This window comes from Priestia sp. 10L35, from assembly GCF_056395685.1.
This window is the reverse complement of the sequence record NZ_JBFTKA010000001.1, coordinates 225,793-244,837: the sequence shown is the minus strand read 5'-3', so window position 1 is coordinate 244,837 and position 19,045 is coordinate 225,793. Positions and strand designations below refer to the sequence as shown.

Here is a 19,045-nt window from a genome sequence, read left to right as displayed (position 1 = left end):
TCTAAATTCATAGGAAAAAGTTCGGTCAGTGCACCGAACTTTTTCATTCTATTCTATGTTACTAGAAATCAATAAACTGTTACAAGTTCGTCTAGTTGGCTATTTGTTCTTTTTTCTACAAAGTAAGCGTGTAAAAGTTCATTTTCATCAATTTGTACATGCTCGCCTGTTTGAGATGTAGCAATAATCATATGCTTACAACCTCTTTGGAATTTTTGCAGAACTTGATGGAGCGTCTCACTGGTTGATACACTTAGTGTTTTTAAAGCTCCAATTGGATGCTCTTTGCCATGATATCTCTCCAACAAAAAGCGCATGTAGACAAATTGCCTGCTCTTCCATTCTAAATATCCGGATATAATTAAAAATGAAATAACAATCCATAAGTGCAGCTGAAAAGGATGCATAATGACGGCATAAATAATACCGACAGCTAAAAAAAACGTTGATAACCGGAGCGCAAGCTTATGCGCTTCTAAAAATGGTAAAGACCGACTGCAAATTAAAAAAAGCAGCTTCCCTCCGTCCAATGGCCAAATGGGCAAAAGATTAAACAGTAAAATCACCGTGCATTGAAACATAAATTGCTCATACGTTTCCAAAGACAACACATTTATTTTCATTAATAAGAAAGCAGCTCCAAACATCCAGAGATGCTGAAGAGGTCCACTTATTATCACAATAAACTCTTCTCGAAATGGACGATTCCCATGTTCATCTACTTCTGCTACTCCCCCAAAAGGTAAGAGCATAATTCTGCGAATCCGCCAAGAAAAACACTGAGCCGCTACGGCGTGGCCCAGTTCATGAATAATTACAATAATAAATAACAAAAAAAGCTGCTTTACCGTAGCCGTTAAGATACCAATTACGAAAATCCCCCAAAACAATGGATGAATGTGAATTTTCATCAATAACGAAAAAGCACTATTCAAATTGAATCACCTGACTAGGATCAACAAACTTATCGCCTTTTTTAATAGCAAAATAGAATGTTCCAGCATCGCCTTTTTTACTGTTTTCCACAATTCCTACTTCTTTGCCTTTATTCACAAAATCATACATACTAACATTGATTTTTTTGAGCTGTCCATACCAAGTTTCGGTTCCATCGGCATGTTGAATAATAACGGTATTCCCAGTATCATCACGTTTCCCTACATACCTTACGATACCTTCACTCATTGCTTCTACAACCGAATCCACTCCCGTTTGAACCGTCACGCCTTGCTTACTTTGAGCAAATGTTTCCGTTACTTTCCCTGAAGCTGGAGTAGCATATTCTCCGCTTACACTTTGCTCCGTTTTGCTAGACTGTTTATTCGGCAATAGCGTTAACGGCTTCCCAAACTTATCTTCGTACCAGGAGGAAACAGCTGCAAACTGAAATTCTTTATCCATTGTTTGTTGAACCACCACTCTGGCATGTTCAAAAGTAGGAGAAGCGTTCTTGAACATAATCCCTACAATTAACACTAAGCAGGCTGAAGCTAAAATTTTAAATAAAAAGCGTTCTTTTCGAAATAACGGGTGATATTCCTTTGCTGATGGTGTGTATTCAACCGCAGAATAATCCATCGATCCATATTTTTCTTCTTCACTCATTAAGGACGTATGAAGAGGTTCTTGAGGAAGACGCTTTGTTGTATTTAATTGTTTTCGCTTACGCTCAGCAATTCGTTTACGGATTTCATCAGCACGTCGATTCATGATTCATCATTCTCCTTGTTCTTATCGTATAATCAACTATATGACTTGTCCGTGGAGCTTATGACAGCTTGACTCTACAAAATCAAACAAATAAAAAAAGCTTCCTCTATCGGAAGCTTTTTAAGAACGAACACCAAAGAATCGTTTAATACGTGCAAACATTCCCTTATCTTCTTCATCTAACGATTGAAGAGGAACCGTTTCACCTAGAATACGTCTTGCAATATTACGATATGCAATTGATGCTTTGCTTGATGGGTCCATGACAATTGGTTCACCGTTGTTAGAAGCACGAATAACATTTTCATCGTCAGCAACGATTCCAATTAAATCAACAGCTAGAAGCTGAGAAATTTCTTCCACGTCCAGCATGTCTCCATTTTTCATCATATGACTACGGATTCGGTTAATAACCAGTTTTGGAGACTCGATATCCTCTTGCTCCAATAATCCAATAATACGGTCAGCATCACGAACAGCTGAAACTTCCGGTGTTGTCACAACGAGTGCCTTATCAGCGCCAGCTACGGCGTTCTTATAGCCTTGTTCAATACCAGCTGGGCAATCAATAACCACATAGTCATAGTCTTGCTTTAACTGAAGAACTAACTCTCGCATTTGTTCTGGTTGAACAGCTGTTTTGTCACTCGTTTGAGCAGCAGGAAGTAAGTACAAACATTCAAAACGCTTGTCCTTAATCAAGGCTTTTTGCGGTTGGCATCGACCTTCTACCACGTCTACAAGATCATAAATAATACGATTTTCAAGCCCCATTACAACATCCAAGTTGCGTAAGCCGATATCAGTGTCTACTAGACACACCCGCTTTCCAGCTAATGCTAGAGCAGTACCTAAATTGGCTGATGTCGTTGTTTTTCCAACTCCACCTTTACCAGACGTAACAACAATAGCCTCTCCCACTGTCAAATTCTCCTTTCTACCCTGGTCAAATTCGGTCTTAGATGCGGTAAAGTTTGCACGCGATCTATTACCATTTGATCATTATCATCTAAGTATGCACATTCCATTATATTCTCTTCCTTCTCACTGCGCTCTTCTTCTGATCGGGTAATAATATCAGCAATGCGCAGCTGTGAAGGTTTCATTAACGATGCAGCAATAACGGCGTTTTTATTGCCGCGATATCCTGCATGAGCAATCCCTTTTAAAGCACCTAATACAAATAAATTTCCTCCAGCTACAACGGTTCCTCCGGGATTTACGTCTCCGACTAGAAGCAAATCGCCTTCTACATGGAGAACCTGTCCTGAACGAACTACCTTTGTAACAGATACTAATTCACTTTCTTCTCTTACGCGGACTGCATCTTGCTTTAAAATAACGTTACTATCAATTTGTTTAACTACTAAATACTGATTTTCTTCTATGAGCGCCTTCAATTCGGTTTCCTGCTCTGTAGTTAAATAACGATTTCCGATTTTGACATACACTGTGACGATCTGATCGGCATCGCCATGCTTATTTGTCAAAAGCTTCGTCTTAAGTTCCGTCAAAAGCTCTGCAAATGAACATGTATCATTGAGATGCAACGTTAATCCATCTTTTGTTCCTTTAATTGTCACATTTTGTTGCTTTTGTTTATTCAAGACGCTCACCTCAACGAATATATAATTTCGACAGAGACTTACTCAATTCCTTTTTTTCGTTTCTTCAATCAGCATTTTTATCCTATCATGAACGAGAAGCGTAATGTATGTTCCGATCAGCGTTCATCGATAAATTTAGCAAAATATTGAAAACATCTTTGAAGCGGAAATGCAAAAATGAGTGCAAATATGGCATTTAAAATGATGGTTGCGTAAAATCGCTCTTGCAAGAAGCGACCAATGGTCATATCGGATATATTAATAATGCTATTAATTCCATATACATAAAACTCAATAATGGCTACAGCTAATAGCGACATGCAGATTACGATAAGCGTATTTTGCTGAAAAATCTTCATTAGTTTTGATACGATATAGCATACGGCCGGCAATCCAAGCGCGTATACTCCTAAGACATCCGTAAAGGCAATATCATACATGAATCCAAGGATTACCCCATATAGCATCGCTTGCTTTGGGTGATAATACACTGACATAAAAGCCAGTACCACTACAACAAAGTGAGGCGATAGAATCCAGTCTCGCCATGGTGATGCCATGGCGACAAAATTAACAAAGATACTTTCAAACATAAAAACGACAAGCACGAGAATAGGAAGGACAAACCGCTTCATCAGTTAGCCTCCTCCGCCCCTAAATCGTCTTCAGCAGCGGGGGCACTTCTTTTAGCTACAACTACGTTATCTAAGTCATACAAGTCAGCAGCAGGTTTGATATAAGCTTTTTTCGTTAATCCATATTCATCAGGCTCAATTTTTGTGATAACGCCAATTGGAAGATTGCTAGGGAAAATGCCGTCTTCTTGTCCTAAACCAGACGTTACTACTTTTTGCTTTTCTTTAATATCAGCATCAAATGGAATACGACGCATAACAAGCGCCTGTTCTTTATCATCATAGCCTTCAATTAAACCAAACACTTCTTTTTTAGCCTGAATTTTAGCAGATACACGGTTTGTACGATCTGATGAACTAATTAACTGCACAGTAGATGTGAACTTAGATGCATGCTTCACTTTACCAATCAGCCCTTCAGGAGTCATAACAGCCATATTTTCCTGCACATTATGAACCGTCCCTTTATCAATGGCAATTACCTCATGCCAACGGTCTGGATTACGAGCAATAACTGTTGCTTCGATTGGGTTGTATTGACTTAAATCCGTTTTTTTGTCGAGCTGTGCTCTTAATTTTTTATTTTCTTGCTGCAAAGCGTTGGCTTTCGTTTCTAATTGCATGCGTTCGTCTAAACGGGCTTTTAATACCTCGTTTTCTTCGTATGTACGCTTTAAGTCACCTACATTCTGAAAGAAACCCGCTACAAATTGTGCGGGTTCATTAAAGGTAGCCTGAACAAGACCAACCGTATCTTTGACAAACTGTTCAGGCCACGTTACATTTTTACGACCATTTAACGAAAAACCAATCAATGCCACTAATACAATAATACTGACTAATAAAATAACTAAACGTTTATTTAAGAAAAATTGTGGCACGATCTACACCTCTTAATATTTAGCGATATGAATCGCTTGTACGATTTTTAAATAAATCAATGTGTTCTAACGCTTTACCAGTTCCAATTGCAACACAGTCAAGCGGATCTTCTGCGATGACAACCGGCATATTTGTTTCTTCACTAATAACTTTATCTAAATTACGTAGCAATGCGCCACCGCCTGTTAATACAATACCGCGATCCATAATATCTGCCGCAAGTTCAGGTGGTGTTTTTTCTAATGTACTTTTTACTGAATCTACAATAGAAGCCACTGTATCTTTTAGCGCTTCTGCAATTTCTTCTGCTGAAATTTCGATTGTTTTCGGTAGACCTGTTAGTAAGTCACGTCCGCGAATTTCCATGTTTTCAATACCTTCAGGAATTCCGGCAGAACCGACTTCTACTTTTAATGCTTCTGACGTACGCTCACCGATCATTAAATTGTAATTCTTGCGAATATATTGAATAATCGCTTCATCCATCTCGTCCCCAGCGATACGGATTGACTGACATGTTACGATTCCTCCTAAAGAAATAATCGCAACTTCTGTTGTTCCTCCGCCAATATCTACTACCATACTTCCCGTTGGCTCCCAAACCGGTAGATTGGCGCCGATTGCTGCAGCAAACGGTTCTTCAATTGTATACGCATCACGCGCGCCAGCCTGACGAGTCGCATCAATAACGGCACGTTTCTCAACAGCTGTAATGCCAGAAGGTACACAAACCATTACATACGGCTTACCCGCAAACAAACTTTTTGTTTTTTGAGCTTGATTGATGTAATATTTCATCATCGTCGCAGTTGTTTCGTAATCTGCAATAACTCCATCTTTCATTGGACGAAGGGCTACTACGTTCCCAGGGGTACGACCAATCATATTTTTTGCATCGTTACCTACCGCAACGATTTGTTTTGTATCAGTTTGCAAAGCCACAACAGACGGCTCACGCACAACAATTCCTTTTCCTTTTACATAAACGAGCGTATTTGCAGTACCCAAATCTATTCCAAGGTCTCTAGTACCGATTCCAAACATGTGTCTCTTCCTTTCTCTTACCAAAATGCAAAGGTAAAAATTCCATAATTCAATTTCTTCATTTCATAAGTAACATTTTTTATTTTCTATACTTTTTTCATAGATGTCAACGCCAAATATTGTATGATAAAAAGTCATACTTTGTCTATTAATAACGAATGATTGTAAAGAACTTGTCATTTAAAATCATGACTACTATTATAACCCAAGGATTTTAAAAAGCATAGCCTTACATGTATCCTTTTTCTTTTAAACTAATATATTTTCGATCTCCGATAATTAAATGATCTAACAATTCAATTCCTATGATAAATCCGCACTCTTTTAAGCGCTTCGTTACCTCTATATCTTCTCTGCTGGGAGTAGGGTCGCCGGAGGGATGATTATGAATACAAATAAGGGATGCAGCTGAACGACGAAAGGCTTCTTTAAATACTTCTCTTGGATGGACAATAGATGAATTGAGGCTTCCGATAAAAATGGTTTGCTTGTGGAGAACTTGATTTTTCGTGTTGAGGTATAAACAGACGAAATGCTCTTGAGACAGCACGCGCATTTCTTCCATCACATAATTAGCTCCGTCTTCAGGGCCATGAATGGTATATCGCTGACTAGATTTCCGCTGTACAATCCTCTTACCTATTTCAATAGCCGCTATAATTTGAATTGCTTTTGCAGGTCCGATACCTTTAATATTCATCATTTCATCAAGCGATGCATGCTGCAAAAGTTGAAGACCTTCAAAATGCGTTAATATGCGATTGGACAGCTGAAGAACAGATTCATCTTTGGTTCCAGTGCGCAGCAAAATAGCAATAAGCTCGTGGTTAGAAAGACTAGAAGCACCCATTGACACCAGGCGCTCTCGAGGTCTTTCATCTTGAGGAAAATCTTTAATTAACAATGATTGATCCAATTTCGCCACTCCTTTTTAGTAAACGAAACCGTATTGTTTTAGCTCACGTATTGTTCGGGAGAGCGGCAAGCCCACCACGGAGAAATAGTCTCCTTCAATTTTTTTAACTAGCGCAGCACCGAGACCTTGAATTCCATAAGAACCAGCCTTATCCATAGGCTCTCCTGACTCTACGTACTGTACGATTTCATCTTGTTCAATCGGCCAAAACTCTACATCTGTTTGTTCATAAAACGTATGAACTTTTGCATTTGATACGAACGCTACTCCAGTTAATACCTGATGTTTTTGACCTGACAGCATCGTAAGTGTTTTAATCGCTTCTTGGTTCGTTTTTGGCTTTCCTAAAATACGATTGCCATATACGACAACTGTATCGGCACCTAGGACAATATCCTCTTTATGATGCGAAGCGACGTCCACTGCTTTTTGCCTAGCTAAATCCATTACTACCTCGGACGGAGTGTATAATGGATTGACGATTTCTTCAATTGTACTAACGTGAACCGTAAAGGGAATGTGAAGCTGCTGAAGTAATTCTTTTCGACGAGGAGAGCCTGAGGCTAAAATTAATGTTTGTTTCATACATCTCACCTTTGCATTTTGATTTAAAAAAGAAGGACACACCGTTATTTTAGCAATTTCATCTCCAAATGACAATAAACAAGTGAGGCAGCATTACACTACCTCACTTGTTAAGACGTTACAAGGCTTTCATACTGCTGAAGAGCTTTTAACACGTATCGCTGAGCAAGCCAAGCATCTTTACTGCTTTTATTGTCTTCATATGAAGAAAGAGAAGCAGCAGCTTTTTGAAGGGTGCTCACCATGGTTTTAATGTCTTCATTTGACGCTTCTTTCTGAACTTTTGTCAGCTCTTTTTTCAGAGATTTGATATCGGCTACCCGCTGTCCTTCAATCGCTTTAACAGATTGATCTAAGAGATTAGCCATAAACGGCTGCGCTGTTGTTATAACCGTTTGATCTTTTTTCCCTAATTCGCTAGTGGGCTTAATTTCATAAGACTTTACATATACATCTTTACCTTGTTGTTTATAAGTTTTACTAAGTGCGTTCGCTTTTTCTTCTCCAGTGGCAGCACCAACGACAAGAGAATAGGTTTTAGGTGAAAAGATCTCGCCTGCTTCGTTCTCTTCTTTCCATTTATCCATTGCTTTATTTGCAGCAGTTTTTGATGAAAAAGCACCTGCTTGAACAATGTAAAAGGAAAAAGGTTCTAAAGTAGAAACAGCAGCTGATGTCCCCTTCGATTCCTGTTCGCTTTTCTTTTCAGCTTTACCAACACTTTCAGTGGTAGACGCTGTTTGAGAAGTTTTTTCTTCTTTCGTTTGCTCACTTGTTTGTGCTTTACTTACAGGCTGTTCGCTTCCTGTCATCATTTTCACACCAACCATACCGATGCCGCTGCCTATTCCAACTGCTAGCAGTACAATCACAGCTGTTCGTTTGATCACACCGCCGCTTACCGTTTTAATCGAAACATTTTTAGGATGTAATCGCGGCTTTTTCTTTTTTTCATTTCTTACATCTTCAATAAACACCACTTTATTTTCTTCCACATGAGAATCTGTGGATCCCGGTTCCGGAAGAACCCACGTAAACTCGTCTTTTTCTGGCACTTGTTCTTCCTTGGATTGACCGTTGATTTTAATTGAAACTTTTCGTTCCTGCTTGTCCACTGCCCCACCGCCTTTAGTTAACGTAGTCTTAGTACCGGTTGCAAGCTGAGGTAAACCGACATAAAACATACACTTTTTTCCATGCTATCATAGAAGAAAAAAAAAATAACAAGACATTTGTCGTCTTGTTACAAAAGGTTTTCGCTATTTAGTTACAGAAATTTTAAATTTGTCGAAGACTTGAAGCTCAATAAAAATAGTTGCTAACATACCAATCTATCAATTCGTTTCCATGAAAATAAGCAGCGATTGTGCCTATAAAAATAAATGGAACGAAAGGAATTGGTACACCTACCTTTGCCTTTTTCATTAATAACGCTCCTATACTAACGATTCCGCCTATTAATATAGCTAAAAAAAGCGATAGCAAAACAAGCTTTACTCCAAGCACAATACCAATCAAAGCATACAGTTTAATATCTCCTTCTCCAAGCCCTCCTCTGCTGAGAAATGCGATTAGAAAGAGGAGAAAAAATGCGATTCCTCCTCCCATTAAGGAATCACTCCACGAATTTAATGGAATGAAAAGACGCTCAAGTAGAAAGATAGGCAAAAAGAAAAGCAGCACCTTATTTGGGACAATCATATAGGCTATGTCTGAGACAACTATAATTGTTAAAAAAGAAACAAAGGTTAATATGACAATCAGTTCTAACGTCATATTCAATCTAAAAAAAGCATATACAAATAAACTTCCTGTCGAAAATTCTATGAATGGGTAGATGAAGGAGATTTTTTTGTGACACATACTACATTTTCCTGCATTTTTAATGTAGGAGACTATGGGAATTAATTGTTGTGGAGAAAGAACGTATAAACAGTGTGGACAATGGGATCTTGGAGATAAAATAGATTTTTTCTGAGGTATTCTAAGTCCTGCTACGTTATAAAATGAACCTAACGTGATACCTGAAACAAAGGCATAGAGGTAAATTAAACTCATACTATTTCTTCCATCTCAGGCCTGCTGCTTAATTGTAGGTTTTCTTTTGAGTGAAGGAATGTATCTCGTTCCCTTAAATAGCTGCCAAGAAACGGAATGAGAAAAGCTGCAAGAAGACCTATTACGATAACCAGTACGATCACTTTCATTAGAGAAATTCCTTTATTCCTCGTTGACAGTTTATCCATTTCAATATCTCTCCTTTATTGATTAGTATCAAACAGCTCCTTGGTTAATAAACTGAATCATAATACCCATAAAAGTAATATTCTGTATGCCTCCTTCCTTAAAACACACTTTTTATAGGTAATAAGGATTATACCACTAAAAAACAAAAACAGCATAAAAAAACGTCTGCAAAAGCAGACGTCTTTTAATAGTAAGGAGCCATAAATAAGTAGACAATTACACCTGTAAGACTTACATAAAGCCAGATTGGCATTGTCCATCGCACAATTTTTTTGTGTTTTTCAACTTGCATTGTCCAGCCCCACACAAGTGCAAACAGTGCCAGCGGAACAATAATCGCTGCTAGGAAACTGTGTGTGATCAAAATGAAGAAGTAAATGGGACGAACGATTCCTTCTCCACCGAACGTAGCTGTTTCTGTGGAAATGTAATGGAATGTTAAATATGAAACTAAAAAGAGCAGTGTGGAAGTGAATGCTGCTAAAATAAAACCTTTATGAGCATTAATATTTTTCCTAAAAATTGAAATCAACGCTGCAACTAAAAAAATAAACGTAAAACTATTCAAAATAGCATTTAACCGTGGAAAGATAGTCAAATCAAAACTTACTTTTCCTTGATAGCCAATATTCGAAAAGAATAGCAGTAAAATAATAACATTCGCTATCACTGAAAAGGTAAGAATAATACCGGTAAAGTTTTTATTACTTTTTGGTACAATTTTTTCATTATTCTTACTCATGTTAACAATCTCCTTATTTAGTGATGTACATGTTTATTATATATCACTTACCTAGGGGGTGAAAGTGACAATACTTTGAACTTAGTGCTTCCTTATTATCCGTATCCCTTCCTCACATTATGTTAAAAGCAGCAAGATTTCACTTGCTGCTTTTGCTCATTTTAGAAGAAAAGCCCTTACTTCTGATATAAAATACAGAGACCCTGTAATCACGACCATGTCTTGTTCACCTGTCGCCTTTTCCTTTACGTAAGCAATTGCTTTTTTCCACTCTTCATCCATATGTTTATTATGATGAGTACTCATCTCATAAAGCTCCCCAGCTGCGCGAGCACGAGGAAAGTCAAACGACGTAAATGTAATACTTGTAGCGATTGTTTCAAGTTCTTGAACCATTCGATCAGCACTTTTATCATTTAAGCAGCTGAAAATTAAATGAATGTTTCGATTTTCATAATGAAGGCGTAAAGTAGATAACAAGCTATCAATGCCTTCTGCATTATGAGCCCCATCAATAATCGTTAAAGGATGCTCATTTACTATCTCAAAGCGGCCGTTCCACTTTGTATGCTGAATCCCTTTTATCATTTGCTCATTGGAGATAGAAAGCTTTTTCTTTTCTTTTAAATAACAAACGGCCATGAGAGCCAAAGCTGCATTTTTCACTTGATGATAGCCAAGCATATTTAATTCTAAATGTTCAAATGTGCCATACGGCGTTTTTAACGCAAAGCCTTCTCCATTTGCTAATGGCTCATAGTTTTTAATGTCAAAATCTTTTCCTAACACAAATAACGAAGCATGCTTTGACTTTGCTTCTTCAGTAATGACATCAAGCGCCTTCACTTGCTCTGCACCGGTAATAATAGGGACTTCTTTTTTAATAATCCCCGCTTTTTCTGCTGCAATTTCTTCTACCGTATCACCTAGTATTGCCATGTGATCAAATCCAATGTTTGTAATAATACTCACCATAGGATTCACAACGTTTGTTGAGTCATATCGTCCTCCAAGACCTGTTTCAAACACAGCATAGTCAACTGACTCATGATAGCCGAAATAAAGAAAAGCCATGACTGTAATCACTTCAAATTCCGTTGCTGATCCTAAGCTTGTATGTTCTAGTCGCTCCACAACAGGCTTTATTTCCTGAACAAGAGCGGTCATTGCTTCATTTGAAATAGGCTGTCCATTCACGCTGATCCGCTCATTAAATGTTTCGATATAAGGAGAAGTAAACGTTCCAACTTTATACCCTGCTTCTTCTAACATGTTTCGCAAATAAGAAACGGTAGAACCTTTACCATTCGTCCCAGCAACATGAATAGCATTTAGATTTTGCTGCGGAAAATCAAGCTGCTCTAGCATCCATTCCATTCGTTCTAACCCCGGCTTGATTCCAAAGCGAAGTCTGTTATGAATCCAATCAAGCGCTTCTTCATATGTCGTTATCATCTTTTATTCACCTTTCTTTTCCATCGCTATTATTATGTAGAGAAAAAGCGTCGCTATACAAGCCACGCTTTTTCTGTTGGTTCATTAACCCGTCGATTATCCGCGTAATTCAGCAATACGAGACTGAACAGCTTCGCGTTTTTCAACATAATCCTGCTCTTTTGCACGCTCTTCTTCTACTACTTTAGCAGGCGCTTTTGCAATAAAGCCTTGGTTGTTTAATTTCTTTTGTACACGTTCTACTTCTTTGTTTAACTTGTCGTATTCTTTTTCTAAACGCGCGATTTCTTCTTCAATATTAATTAAACCTTCAAGAGGTAAAATTAATTCTGCGCCTGTTACAACAGCAGTCATTGCTTTTTCATCTAATGAAACATCTGTTGAAATCACAAGCTCACTTGGATTACAGAAACGTTCTACATACGCACGGTTCTTTTCAAGCTGGTTTTGAATATTTTCATCTTTAGCTTTGATAAATAATTTTACTTGTTTGCTCATCGGCGTGTTCACTTCAGCACGAATGTTACGAACAGCACGGATAATATCTACAAGTAAACGCATATCGTTAGCAGCTTCTTTATCAGAAAGCTCAGGGCGTACTTCCGGCCATTTAGCTACTGTAATCGATTCGCCTTCATGCGGCAAGCTTTGCCAAATTTCTTCGGTAATAAACGGCATGAATGGATGTAAAAGTCGCATTGTATTATCAAGTACATAAGCTAAAATTGAGCGAGTTGTCTTTTTAGCTGCTTCATCTTCTCCGTAAAGAGGAAGTTTAGCCATTTCAATGTACCAATCGCAGAAATCATCCCAAATAAAGTTATAGAGAATGCGTCCAACTTCACCGAATTCATATTTGTCAGCTAATTTTGTTACGTGCTCAATCGTTTCATTTAAGCGCGTTAAAATCCATTTATCAGCAACTGACTTTTCGCCTGATAAATCAAGCTCTTCAAATGTGATGCCGTCCATGTTCATTAATGCAAAACGAGAAGCATTCCAAATTTTATTTGCAAAGTTCCACGTCGCTTCGACTTTTTCAAAGCTGAAGCGTAAATCTTGTCCTGGTGAGCTTCCTGTAGATAAGAAGTAGCGAAGAGAATCTGCACCGTATTTCTCGATTACTTCCATTGGGTCTACACCGTTACCAAGTGATTTACTCATTTTACGACCTTCAGCATCTCGTACAAGACCGTGAATGAGTACATCGTCAAACGGACGTTTACCCGTAAATTCAAGACCTTGGAAAATCATACGAGATACCCAGAAGAAAATAATATCGTAGCCTGTTACAAGCACGTTTGTTGGGTAGTAGCGTTTGAAATCAGCTGCATCCACATCGGGCCAGCCCATTGTTGAGAATGGCCATAGCGCTGAACTGAACCATGTATCTAATACATCTGAATCTTGTTCCCAGTTTTCGATATCTGCTGGAGCCTCATGATCTACGTATACTTCTCCAGTTTCTTTATGATACCAAGCTGGAATGCGATGTCCCCACCAAAGCTGACGCGAAATACACCAGTCGCGAATATTTTCCATCCAGTGTAAGTATGTCTTTTCAAAACGATCAGGCACGAAGTTTACTTTTTCTTCTTGCTTTTGAAGATCTACTGCTTTATCTGCTAACGGCTGCATTTTTACAAACCATTGAGTTGATAAATAAGGTTCAACAACGGCACCGCTTCGTTCACTGTGACCTACTGAATGCATGTGGTCTTCAATGTTGAACAATACACCGTCTTCTTGAAGGTCTTTAACAATTTGCTTACGGCAAGCAAAACGATCCATTCCTTCATATTTACCTGCTTTGTCATTCATCGTACCGTCCTGATTCATCACTAAAATACGCTCTAAATTATGGCGGTTTCCAATTTCAAAATCGTTCGGGTCATGAGCAGGCGTAATTTTCACCGCACCAGAACCGAATTCCATATCTACATAATCATCGCCTACGATTGGAATTTCACGACCTACAATCGGAAGGACAACCTTTTTGCCGATTAAGTGCTTATAACGATCATCTTCAGGGTGAACAGCTACAGCCGTATCTCCTAGCATTGTTTCAGGACGAGTTGTTGCGATTTCAATATGTCCAGAACCATCTGCCAACGGATAGCGCATATGATAAAACGCACCTTGTACATCTTTGTAAATAACCTCGATGTCTGAAAGAGCTGTTTTTGTAGCTGGATCCCAGTTAATAATATATTCTCCGCGATAGATTAACCCTTTTTTGTAAAGCGTTACGAATACTTCGCGCACTGCTTTAGAAAGGCCTTCATCAAGCGTGAAGCGCTCGCGTGAATAGTCTAAGCCAAGTCCTAGCTTCGACCACTGCTGGCGAATAAAGCTTGCATATTCTTCTTTCCATTTCCATGTTTCGGCTACAAAATTTTCGCGGCCTAGATCGTAGCGGCTTTTCCCTTCGCTGCGAAGCTTTTCTTCTACTTTTGCCTGCGTTGCAATCCCCGCATGGTCCATGCCAGGAAGCCATAAAACGTCATAGCCTTGCATGCGCTTCATACGCGTTAAGATGTCTTGTAACGTTGTATCCCAAGCGTGGCCTAAATGTAGCTTGCCCGTTACGTTTGGGGGTGGAATTACAATTGTATATGGCTCTTTTTCAGGGTCATTTGTTGCTTCAAAAAACTTCCCGTCTAACCAATACTGATAACGATTTTCTTCAACGGCTTTTGGATCATACTTCGTTGGAAGAGTCACTTCTTTTTCAGACATAATGTATACCTCCATAATATAAAGTTTCAGTCTTTAGAAACTGTGTAAAGCTTTTATAAACATAAAAAAACTCCTTTCCTAATAAAAGGACGAAAGGAGTTGATTTCGCGGTACCACCTTTTTTTATAGACGTATCCCGTTTGATAAGCCTATACACTTCATTTCATAACGGTTGATTAACCGGCTTTTTCTACTGAGCTATGCAGCTGTTCAAAAAAGCTACTCATAGGCGACATTCCGAGTGCACATTCTTAAGAAATCTCACAGCAGCTGATTTCTCTCTCTGAAAGACGAACATCCCGTACTCTTCCTATTCACTGTATTTATGTATGAATTTCTCTTAATTATACTATATGAAAAAATGTTGAATCGTCAATAATCTTCTCCACTTTTTTACGATTATATTCATAATTTTTTTGTTCTGCTCTTTATTTTTTCATTCACTCGCTAATTTTGGAAATAAAATGAAGAGTCCGCTCAAAAAAATGACACCATTTCTTTCTTTTTTCATATACTTACTTTAACCTGGGCACGTGGATTGAAAGGGGCATGTACAAATGAAGAAACGAATAAATGTAAATTCGTATCAGCTGCAGCGGTGGCTCAAAACAGCAGGAGCGGCTTGTGGACAGTTTATTGTTCCTTTAACAATTTTTCAAGGTATACGTACACTATTTTTCCCTACAACCTTTGATGTACTGTTGTTGGCACTGCTTGCCATACTAGCGGTTGCTTTATATTCGGACTGGATTTAAAAACCCAAGCGCTATTCGTTCGCTTGGGCTTGTGCAGCTGCTTCCGCTGCCATTTTTTTTTGCTGATCTACTTCAAATATTTTAATATTGAGCTGTTCAATGTTTTTCGTCAGCCAGTATGCTCGAATAAATGACTGCATATGTTCAAGCTCTGTTTTACTTTCTTTATGCTGCCTATATTGAACGATACACTGATACAAGGGTTCTGGAAACGCCAAATAACTGTGTAAAAGCAGCCGTTCCTCTTCTCTGAGAGCAAAATGTTTTTCATACGTACTAAACCACTCATAGCTGTCATAGGTAGTTACTGGGTATGTGCGAAGAGTACGGAAATAAAATGAGACCAAATCATAAATCGGTGAAGCATCTTTTGCATGTTCAAAATTAATAAAAAAACCATTTCCCCGTTCGTCATAGATAAAATGTTTAGCCGATAGCTTTCCATGAGACGTAACCAGCCGGATCTTTTCCTTTTCTTCCATTTCATCGTTCCACTGATCGAGCTTTCCAAAACCAAATTCAAGCGCTCTTGTCATTTCATAATAAAACGTACAGTAATGCAATTCAAACGGGGACATATAGATTTTTTTCTCGCATTCTGCTACATACTGCTTCAGCTCTTCCTGACGTTTTTCCCACGTTTCTTTCATCGATGTATAATGATTTTCTATATCTTCTTTTTTCACTTCTACTTCCTGCGCCGAAGCGCCGTGAAGCTTAGCAAGCTCTTGAAATAATTTATGATATCGAATATCACGCTCTTCGGTCGGATTATTTGGGAGCCACGGCATTAAGTAATACGAGCCGCTTTCATCTGAAACAATGGGTTGAGAACGCTTTGTTTGATAAATAGGGACAAATCCCATCCATCCTTTTTGATACACGTTCTGCAGCTTTTGAATGAAGTTTTGATTTCGTTCTTGATGATTCGCCATTTCTTTAAGCGCAAATACGCCGGTTTTCGTATAGACTTTTTTTACTTTTCCGTAGTCTTCGATAAAGTCAACATCTAAGTCATATTCTTTTAACAATACTTTGTAGTCTACTACTGTCCGCTGCATCTATATTCTCCTTCCTCGTAAAAAATAAAGAAAACAGTTAAGACATTATATGCGTCAAAACTGTTTTCTTTCCGACTTTAACGAACGGGAATATTTAAGATGCTTCCTTCTTCCAGCTCATATTCATCTTCTAAATTATTCACTCGTAAAATGTTTTGTACATTCGTATTATAGCGGTTTGCTATCGTATCAAGCGAATCTCCGTCTTGAACAATACAAAGCTTCCACGTTGAAAAAGCTTCTTCTTCCCGCGAAAAGAGCTTTGTTAAATAAAGGGCGTTTTCATTTCGGCCGCTTTCATTTTCTTCTTTCCGAAATTCAACAATAATCTTTTCCTCTTCTTGTTCAGCTTCTTCTTGCCTAGCCTCTTGTTGAACGTCAGCATACGTATTCAATTCACTAGCTTGCGATTCTTCGAAGCTTTCTTGCTCTTGACGAAGCTGAAACAGTTCAATCACATTGTCTTCTCTTTCTTCCTCGATTTGGGCCTCTTTTTTCACTTCGACTTCAAATGGTTCATATGCTTCCTCTTCATATTCCACAACCGGCTCAGCACGAGATTCTTTTTTAAATACAGATGAAAAATAACTAGGGGTCTCTTCTGAATGCTCTTCTGAATGCTCTTCTTCAATAGCCTCTGCCTCTAAAAGTGCGGGAGCTTCACGATAGCTTACGTCAAACTCTTGTTCTTCTTCTTCTTGAGCAACGTTTTCAGTATATACCTCTTCACCATCGTCCACTTCTTCATAAGAGACGATGTGCTGTTCCTCCGAAAACTCTTCCTCTTCTTCTCGTTCCTCATGCTGTTCTCCGTACAATCCTGTGATGGACAAGTCAGCCATTAGCTGCAGCTGATTTGTGTCTGGCAATTCATAATCAAATAAATCAATAGATACATATACGTCTTCAATACTTTGAATACGATTTTTAGGAATGGTAATATCAACAGGAAATTGATGTGATAATTCAGCCGTTCCGTCTTCACGGACAGAGATAGATTGCACTTGATTCTCATTTGTATATTCGCGTAACGAGTGCTCTCCCTCGTACGTTTCGTATTCACCTGTTAATTGTAATGCTCCTCGAATAGACACGTATTGGTCATATTCTTGAATAGATACTTGAGGCTCTAAGGAGATAGACAAAAGTTGTGAGACTTCCTGTCCTTTTTGAAACCATACTGATTCTTCTACGGAAAAACGCAGACATGATAAATTATCCTGCGACAAATTGTTCTCCCCCTTCCAACACCCGCCAGGTAATAGCGCGGTCATTAAAGATGTATGAACAAATAAATTAAAATATGTCTTTAAAACTAAAAAAGCTTACGGAATACTCCGTAAGCTTTGATATAAAATTCAATCTTATTTATCTGTTTATCCACGTAACTTCGAAAAGGCTTTTTCAGCTGCTGCAATTGTATGTTCAATGTCTGCATCTGTATGAGAAGTTGATAAAAACATTCCTTCGAATTGAGAAGGAGGTAAAAACACGCCTTCATTAGCCATTTCACGATAGTAAGCTGCAAAATAATCTAAATTCGATGTTTTCGCTGTTTCGTAATTTATTACCTGTTCGTTTGTAAAGAAGAAACCGATCATTGAACCAGCTCGGTTTACCGTAAACGGCACATCATATTTTTCAGCTGCTGCCATCAATCCTTCTTCTAAGCGATCTGCTTTACGAATGAACTCATCGTAGGATTGAGGTGTCAGCTGCGTTAACGTCTCGTATCCAGCTGTCATCGCAAGCGGATTACCTGATAATGTACCTGCTTGATAAATCGGGCCGCTTGGTGCAACTCGCTCCATAATTTCAGCTTTACCACCGTAAGCACCTACTGGTAAACCGCCACCGATTACTTTTCCTAAGCAAGTTAAGTCAGGCATAATGTTGTAGTATCCCTGTGCACAGTTGTACGCTACGCGGAACCCTGTCATTACTTCATCAAAAATTAGCAGTGAGCCATATTCTGATGTGATATCACGAAGCCCTTGTAAGAAACCTGGCTGAGGCGGTACCACACCCATATTTCCTGCTACCGGTTCAACGATTACTCCAGCAATGTCATCTCCGAATTCTTTAAAAGCATATTGTACGCTTTCTAGATCATTGTACGGCACTGTAATCGTGTTTTTAGCGATTCCTTCAGGCACTCCCGGGCTATCTGGTAGGCCTAACGTTGCAACGCCTGAGCCAGCTTTAATTAGAAGAGAGTCACCATGTCCATGGTAACAGCCTTCAAATTTTAAAATTTTGTTGCGGCCCGTATAGCCACGTGCTAAACGCAGTGCGCTCATCGTTGCTTCCGTACCTGAACTCACCATACGGACGATTTCAATTGAAGGAACGCGCTCAATAACAACCTTAGCAAGCTCATTTTCAATTAATGTTGGTGCACCAAAGCTTGTACCAGATTCCGTTACTTTTTTTACTGCTTCAACTACTTGATCGTTGGAATGTCCGTGAATTAAAGGTCCCCATGATAAGACGTAGTCAATATATTTGTTGCCGTCAATATCGTAAATCGTAGCGCCTTTTCCTCGTTCCATAAAAATAGGATCCATATCTACTGATTTAAATGCACGAACAGGACTGTTTACTCCACCCGGCATTAATTGCTGCGCTTCTAAAAAAGCTGCTTTTGACTTTTCATAACTTCTCATG

19 protein-coding genes and 1 other annotated feature are annotated in these 19,045 nt (G+C 38.7%); of the genes, 1 reads left to right on the top strand and 18 read right to left on the bottom strand.

Features of this window, described 5'->3' with window-relative positions:
- Window positions 1-68: 68 nt before the first annotated feature.
- The 15 genes from AC1DEF_RS01200 to AC1DEF_RS01130 form a co-directional block, all read right to left on the bottom strand.
- Window positions 69-935, bottom strand: a complete 867-nt coding sequence (locus AC1DEF_RS01200) for a M50 family metallopeptidase (RefSeq protein WP_052500270.1) — start codon at window positions 933-935, stop codon at window positions 69-71.
- Window positions 928-1,710 (bottom strand): M23 family metallopeptidase, encoded by a 783-nt coding sequence (locus AC1DEF_RS01195; protein ID WP_043976110.1) that lies wholly within the window; start codon window positions 1,708-1,710, stop codon window positions 928-930. The genes AC1DEF_RS01200 and AC1DEF_RS01195 overlap by 8 nt, the downstream gene beginning before the upstream one ends.
- A 120-nt stretch (window positions 1,711-1,830) precedes the next feature.
- Window positions 1,831-2,631 carry a septum site-determining protein MinD gene (gene minD, locus AC1DEF_RS01190; protein WP_013059341.1) on the bottom strand — a complete coding sequence of 267 codons (801 nt, stop codon included), beginning with the start codon at window positions 2,629-2,631 and terminating at the stop codon, window positions 1,831-1,833.
- A gap of 2 nt (window positions 2,632-2,633) precedes the next feature.
- On the bottom strand, window positions 2,634-3,317 hold the full coding sequence (minC, locus tag AC1DEF_RS01185; RefSeq protein WP_013059342.1) for a septum site-determining protein MinC: 684 nt from the start codon (window positions 3,315-3,317) through the stop codon (window positions 2,634-2,636).
- 116 nt (window positions 3,318-3,433) lie between these two features.
- Window positions 3,434-3,952: a rod shape-determining protein MreD gene (gene mreD, locus AC1DEF_RS01180; protein ID WP_013059343.1), complete on the bottom strand. Its 519-nt coding sequence runs from the start codon at window positions 3,950-3,952 to the stop codon at window positions 3,434-3,436.
- Entirely contained in the window at window positions 3,952-4,833 is an 882-nt protein-coding gene (mreC, locus tag AC1DEF_RS01175; protein ID WP_013059344.1) for a rod shape-determining protein MreC, read from the bottom strand. Before mreC ends, mreD begins: the two co-directional genes overlap by 1 nt.
- A gap of 19 nt (window positions 4,834-4,852) precedes the next feature.
- Window positions 4,853-5,878 (bottom strand): rod shape-determining protein, encoded by a 1,026-nt coding sequence (locus tag AC1DEF_RS01170; RefSeq protein ID WP_013059345.1) that lies wholly within the window; start codon window positions 5,876-5,878, stop codon window positions 4,853-4,855.
- Between the two features lie 229 nt (window positions 5,879-6,107).
- Window positions 6,108-6,794, bottom strand: a complete 687-nt coding sequence (radC, locus tag AC1DEF_RS01165) for a RadC family protein (protein WP_013059346.1) — start codon at window positions 6,792-6,794, stop codon at window positions 6,108-6,110.
- Window positions 6,795-6,809: 15 nt separating this feature from the next.
- Window positions 6,810-7,379: a Maf family protein gene (locus AC1DEF_RS01160; protein WP_097824633.1), complete on the bottom strand. Its 570-nt coding sequence runs from the start codon at window positions 7,377-7,379 to the stop codon at window positions 6,810-6,812.
- A 110-nt stretch (window positions 7,380-7,489) separates the two neighbouring features.
- Window positions 7,490-8,563: an SPOR domain-containing protein gene (locus AC1DEF_RS01155; RefSeq protein ID WP_097824634.1), complete on the bottom strand. Its 1,074-nt coding sequence runs from the start codon at window positions 8,561-8,563 to the stop codon at window positions 7,490-7,492.
- 118 nt (window positions 8,564-8,681) lie between these two features.
- Window positions 8,682-9,437 carry a prepilin peptidase gene (locus tag AC1DEF_RS01150; RefSeq protein WP_097824635.1) on the bottom strand — a complete coding sequence of 252 codons (756 nt, stop codon included), beginning with the start codon at window positions 9,435-9,437 and terminating at the stop codon, window positions 8,682-8,684.
- On the bottom strand, window positions 9,434-9,625 hold the full coding sequence (locus tag AC1DEF_RS01145) for a hypothetical protein (RefSeq protein WP_097824636.1): 192 nt from the start codon (window positions 9,623-9,625) through the stop codon (window positions 9,434-9,436). The genes AC1DEF_RS01150 and AC1DEF_RS01145 overlap by 4 nt, the downstream gene beginning before the upstream one ends.
- 185 nt (window positions 9,626-9,810) lie before the next feature.
- Window positions 9,811-10,368 (bottom strand): DUF420 domain-containing protein, encoded by a 558-nt coding sequence (locus AC1DEF_RS01140; protein ID WP_013059351.1) that lies wholly within the window; start codon window positions 10,366-10,368, stop codon window positions 9,811-9,813.
- 156 nt (window positions 10,369-10,524) lie between these two features.
- Complete coding sequence (locus tag AC1DEF_RS01135; RefSeq protein ID WP_477727290.1) at window positions 10,525-11,823, bottom strand: bifunctional folylpolyglutamate synthase/dihydrofolate synthase; 1,299 nt, start codon at window positions 11,821-11,823, stop codon at window positions 10,525-10,527.
- 96 nt (window positions 11,824-11,919) lie between these two features.
- The gene (locus AC1DEF_RS01130; RefSeq protein ID WP_097824638.1) at window positions 11,920-14,562 is read right to left on the bottom strand and encodes a valine--tRNA ligase; all 2,643 of its coding nucleotides are present in this window, start codon (window positions 14,560-14,562) and stop codon (window positions 11,920-11,922) included.
- Between the two features lie 82 nt (window positions 14,563-14,644).
- Window positions 14,645-14,889 (bottom strand) — a binding site (T-box leader).
- A gap of 230 nt (window positions 14,890-15,119) precedes the next feature.
- Here AC1DEF_RS01130 and AC1DEF_RS01125 point away from each other — a divergent pair.
- A complete protein-coding gene (locus AC1DEF_RS01125; protein WP_013059354.1) occupies window positions 15,120-15,317 on the top strand; it encodes a hypothetical protein in 198 nt (65 codons plus the stop codon).
- An 11-nt stretch (window positions 15,318-15,328) separates the two neighbouring features.
- On the opposite strand, the gene ysxE is transcribed toward AC1DEF_RS01125, so the two are convergent.
- From ysxE to hemL, 3 genes are all read right to left on the bottom strand, one after another.
- Window positions 15,329-16,378, bottom strand: a complete 1,050-nt coding sequence (gene ysxE, locus AC1DEF_RS01120) for a spore coat protein YsxE (RefSeq protein WP_477727289.1) — start codon at window positions 16,376-16,378, stop codon at window positions 15,329-15,331.
- A 77-nt stretch (window positions 16,379-16,455) separates the two neighbouring features.
- On the bottom strand, window positions 16,456-17,607 hold the full coding sequence (gene spoVID / locus AC1DEF_RS01115; RefSeq protein WP_097824640.1) for a stage VI sporulation protein D: 1,152 nt from the start codon (window positions 17,605-17,607) through the stop codon (window positions 16,456-16,458).
- A 147-nt stretch (window positions 17,608-17,754) separates the two neighbouring features.
- On the bottom strand, window positions 17,755-19,044 hold the full coding sequence (hemL, locus tag AC1DEF_RS01110; protein WP_097824641.1) for a glutamate-1-semialdehyde 2,1-aminomutase: 1,290 nt from the start codon (window positions 19,042-19,044) through the stop codon (window positions 17,755-17,757).
- Window position 19,045: the final 1 nt, after the last annotated feature.

Bases quoted from the DNA above. Each gene is read 5' to 3' on its own strand.
- AC1DEF_RS01195 (WP_043976110.1), bottom strand. From the start codon at position 1,710: ATGAATCGACGTGCTGATGAAATCCGTAAACGAATTGCTGAGCGTAAG.
- mreD (WP_013059343.1), bottom strand. From the start codon at position 3,952: ATGAAGCGGTTTGTCCTTCCTATTCTCGTGCTTGTCGTTTTTATGTTT.
- AC1DEF_RS01170 (WP_013059345.1), bottom strand. From the start codon at position 5,878: ATGTTTGGAATCGGTACTAGAGACCTTGGAATAGATTTGGGTACTGCA.
- AC1DEF_RS01160 (WP_097824633.1), bottom strand. From the start codon at position 7,379: ATGAAACAAACATTAATTTTAGCCTCAGGCTCTCCTCGTCGAAAAGAA.
- AC1DEF_RS01155 (WP_097824634.1), bottom strand. From the start codon at position 8,563: ATGTTTTATGTCGGTTTACCTCAGCTTGCAACCGGTACTAAGACTACG.
- AC1DEF_RS01150 (WP_097824635.1), bottom strand. From the start codon at position 9,437: ATGAGTTTAATTTACCTCTATGCCTTTGTTTCAGGTATCACGTTAGGT.
- AC1DEF_RS01145 (WP_097824636.1), bottom strand. From the start codon at position 9,625: ATGGATAAACTGTCAACGAGGAATAAAGGAATTTCTCTAATGAAAGTG.
- AC1DEF_RS01140 (WP_013059351.1), bottom strand. From the start codon at position 10,368: ATGAGTAAGAATAATGAAAAAATTGTACCAAAAAGTAATAAAAACTTT.
- AC1DEF_RS01135 (WP_477727290.1), bottom strand. From the start codon at position 11,823: ATGATAACGACATATGAAGAAGCGCTTGATTGGATTCATAACAGACTT.
- AC1DEF_RS01130 (WP_097824638.1), bottom strand. From the start codon at position 14,562: ATGTCTGAAAAAGAAGTGACTCTTCCAACGAAGTATGATCCAAAAGCC.
- AC1DEF_RS01125 (WP_013059354.1), top strand. From the start codon at position 15,120: ATGAAGAAACGAATAAATGTAAATTCGTATCAGCTGCAGCGGTGGCTC.
- ysxE (WP_477727289.1), bottom strand. From the start codon at position 16,378: ATGCAGCGGACAGTAGTAGACTACAAAGTATTGTTAAAAGAATATGAC.
- hemL (WP_097824641.1), bottom strand. From the start codon at position 19,044: ATGAGAAGTTATGAAAAGTCAAAAGCAGCTTTTTTAGAAGCGCAGCAA.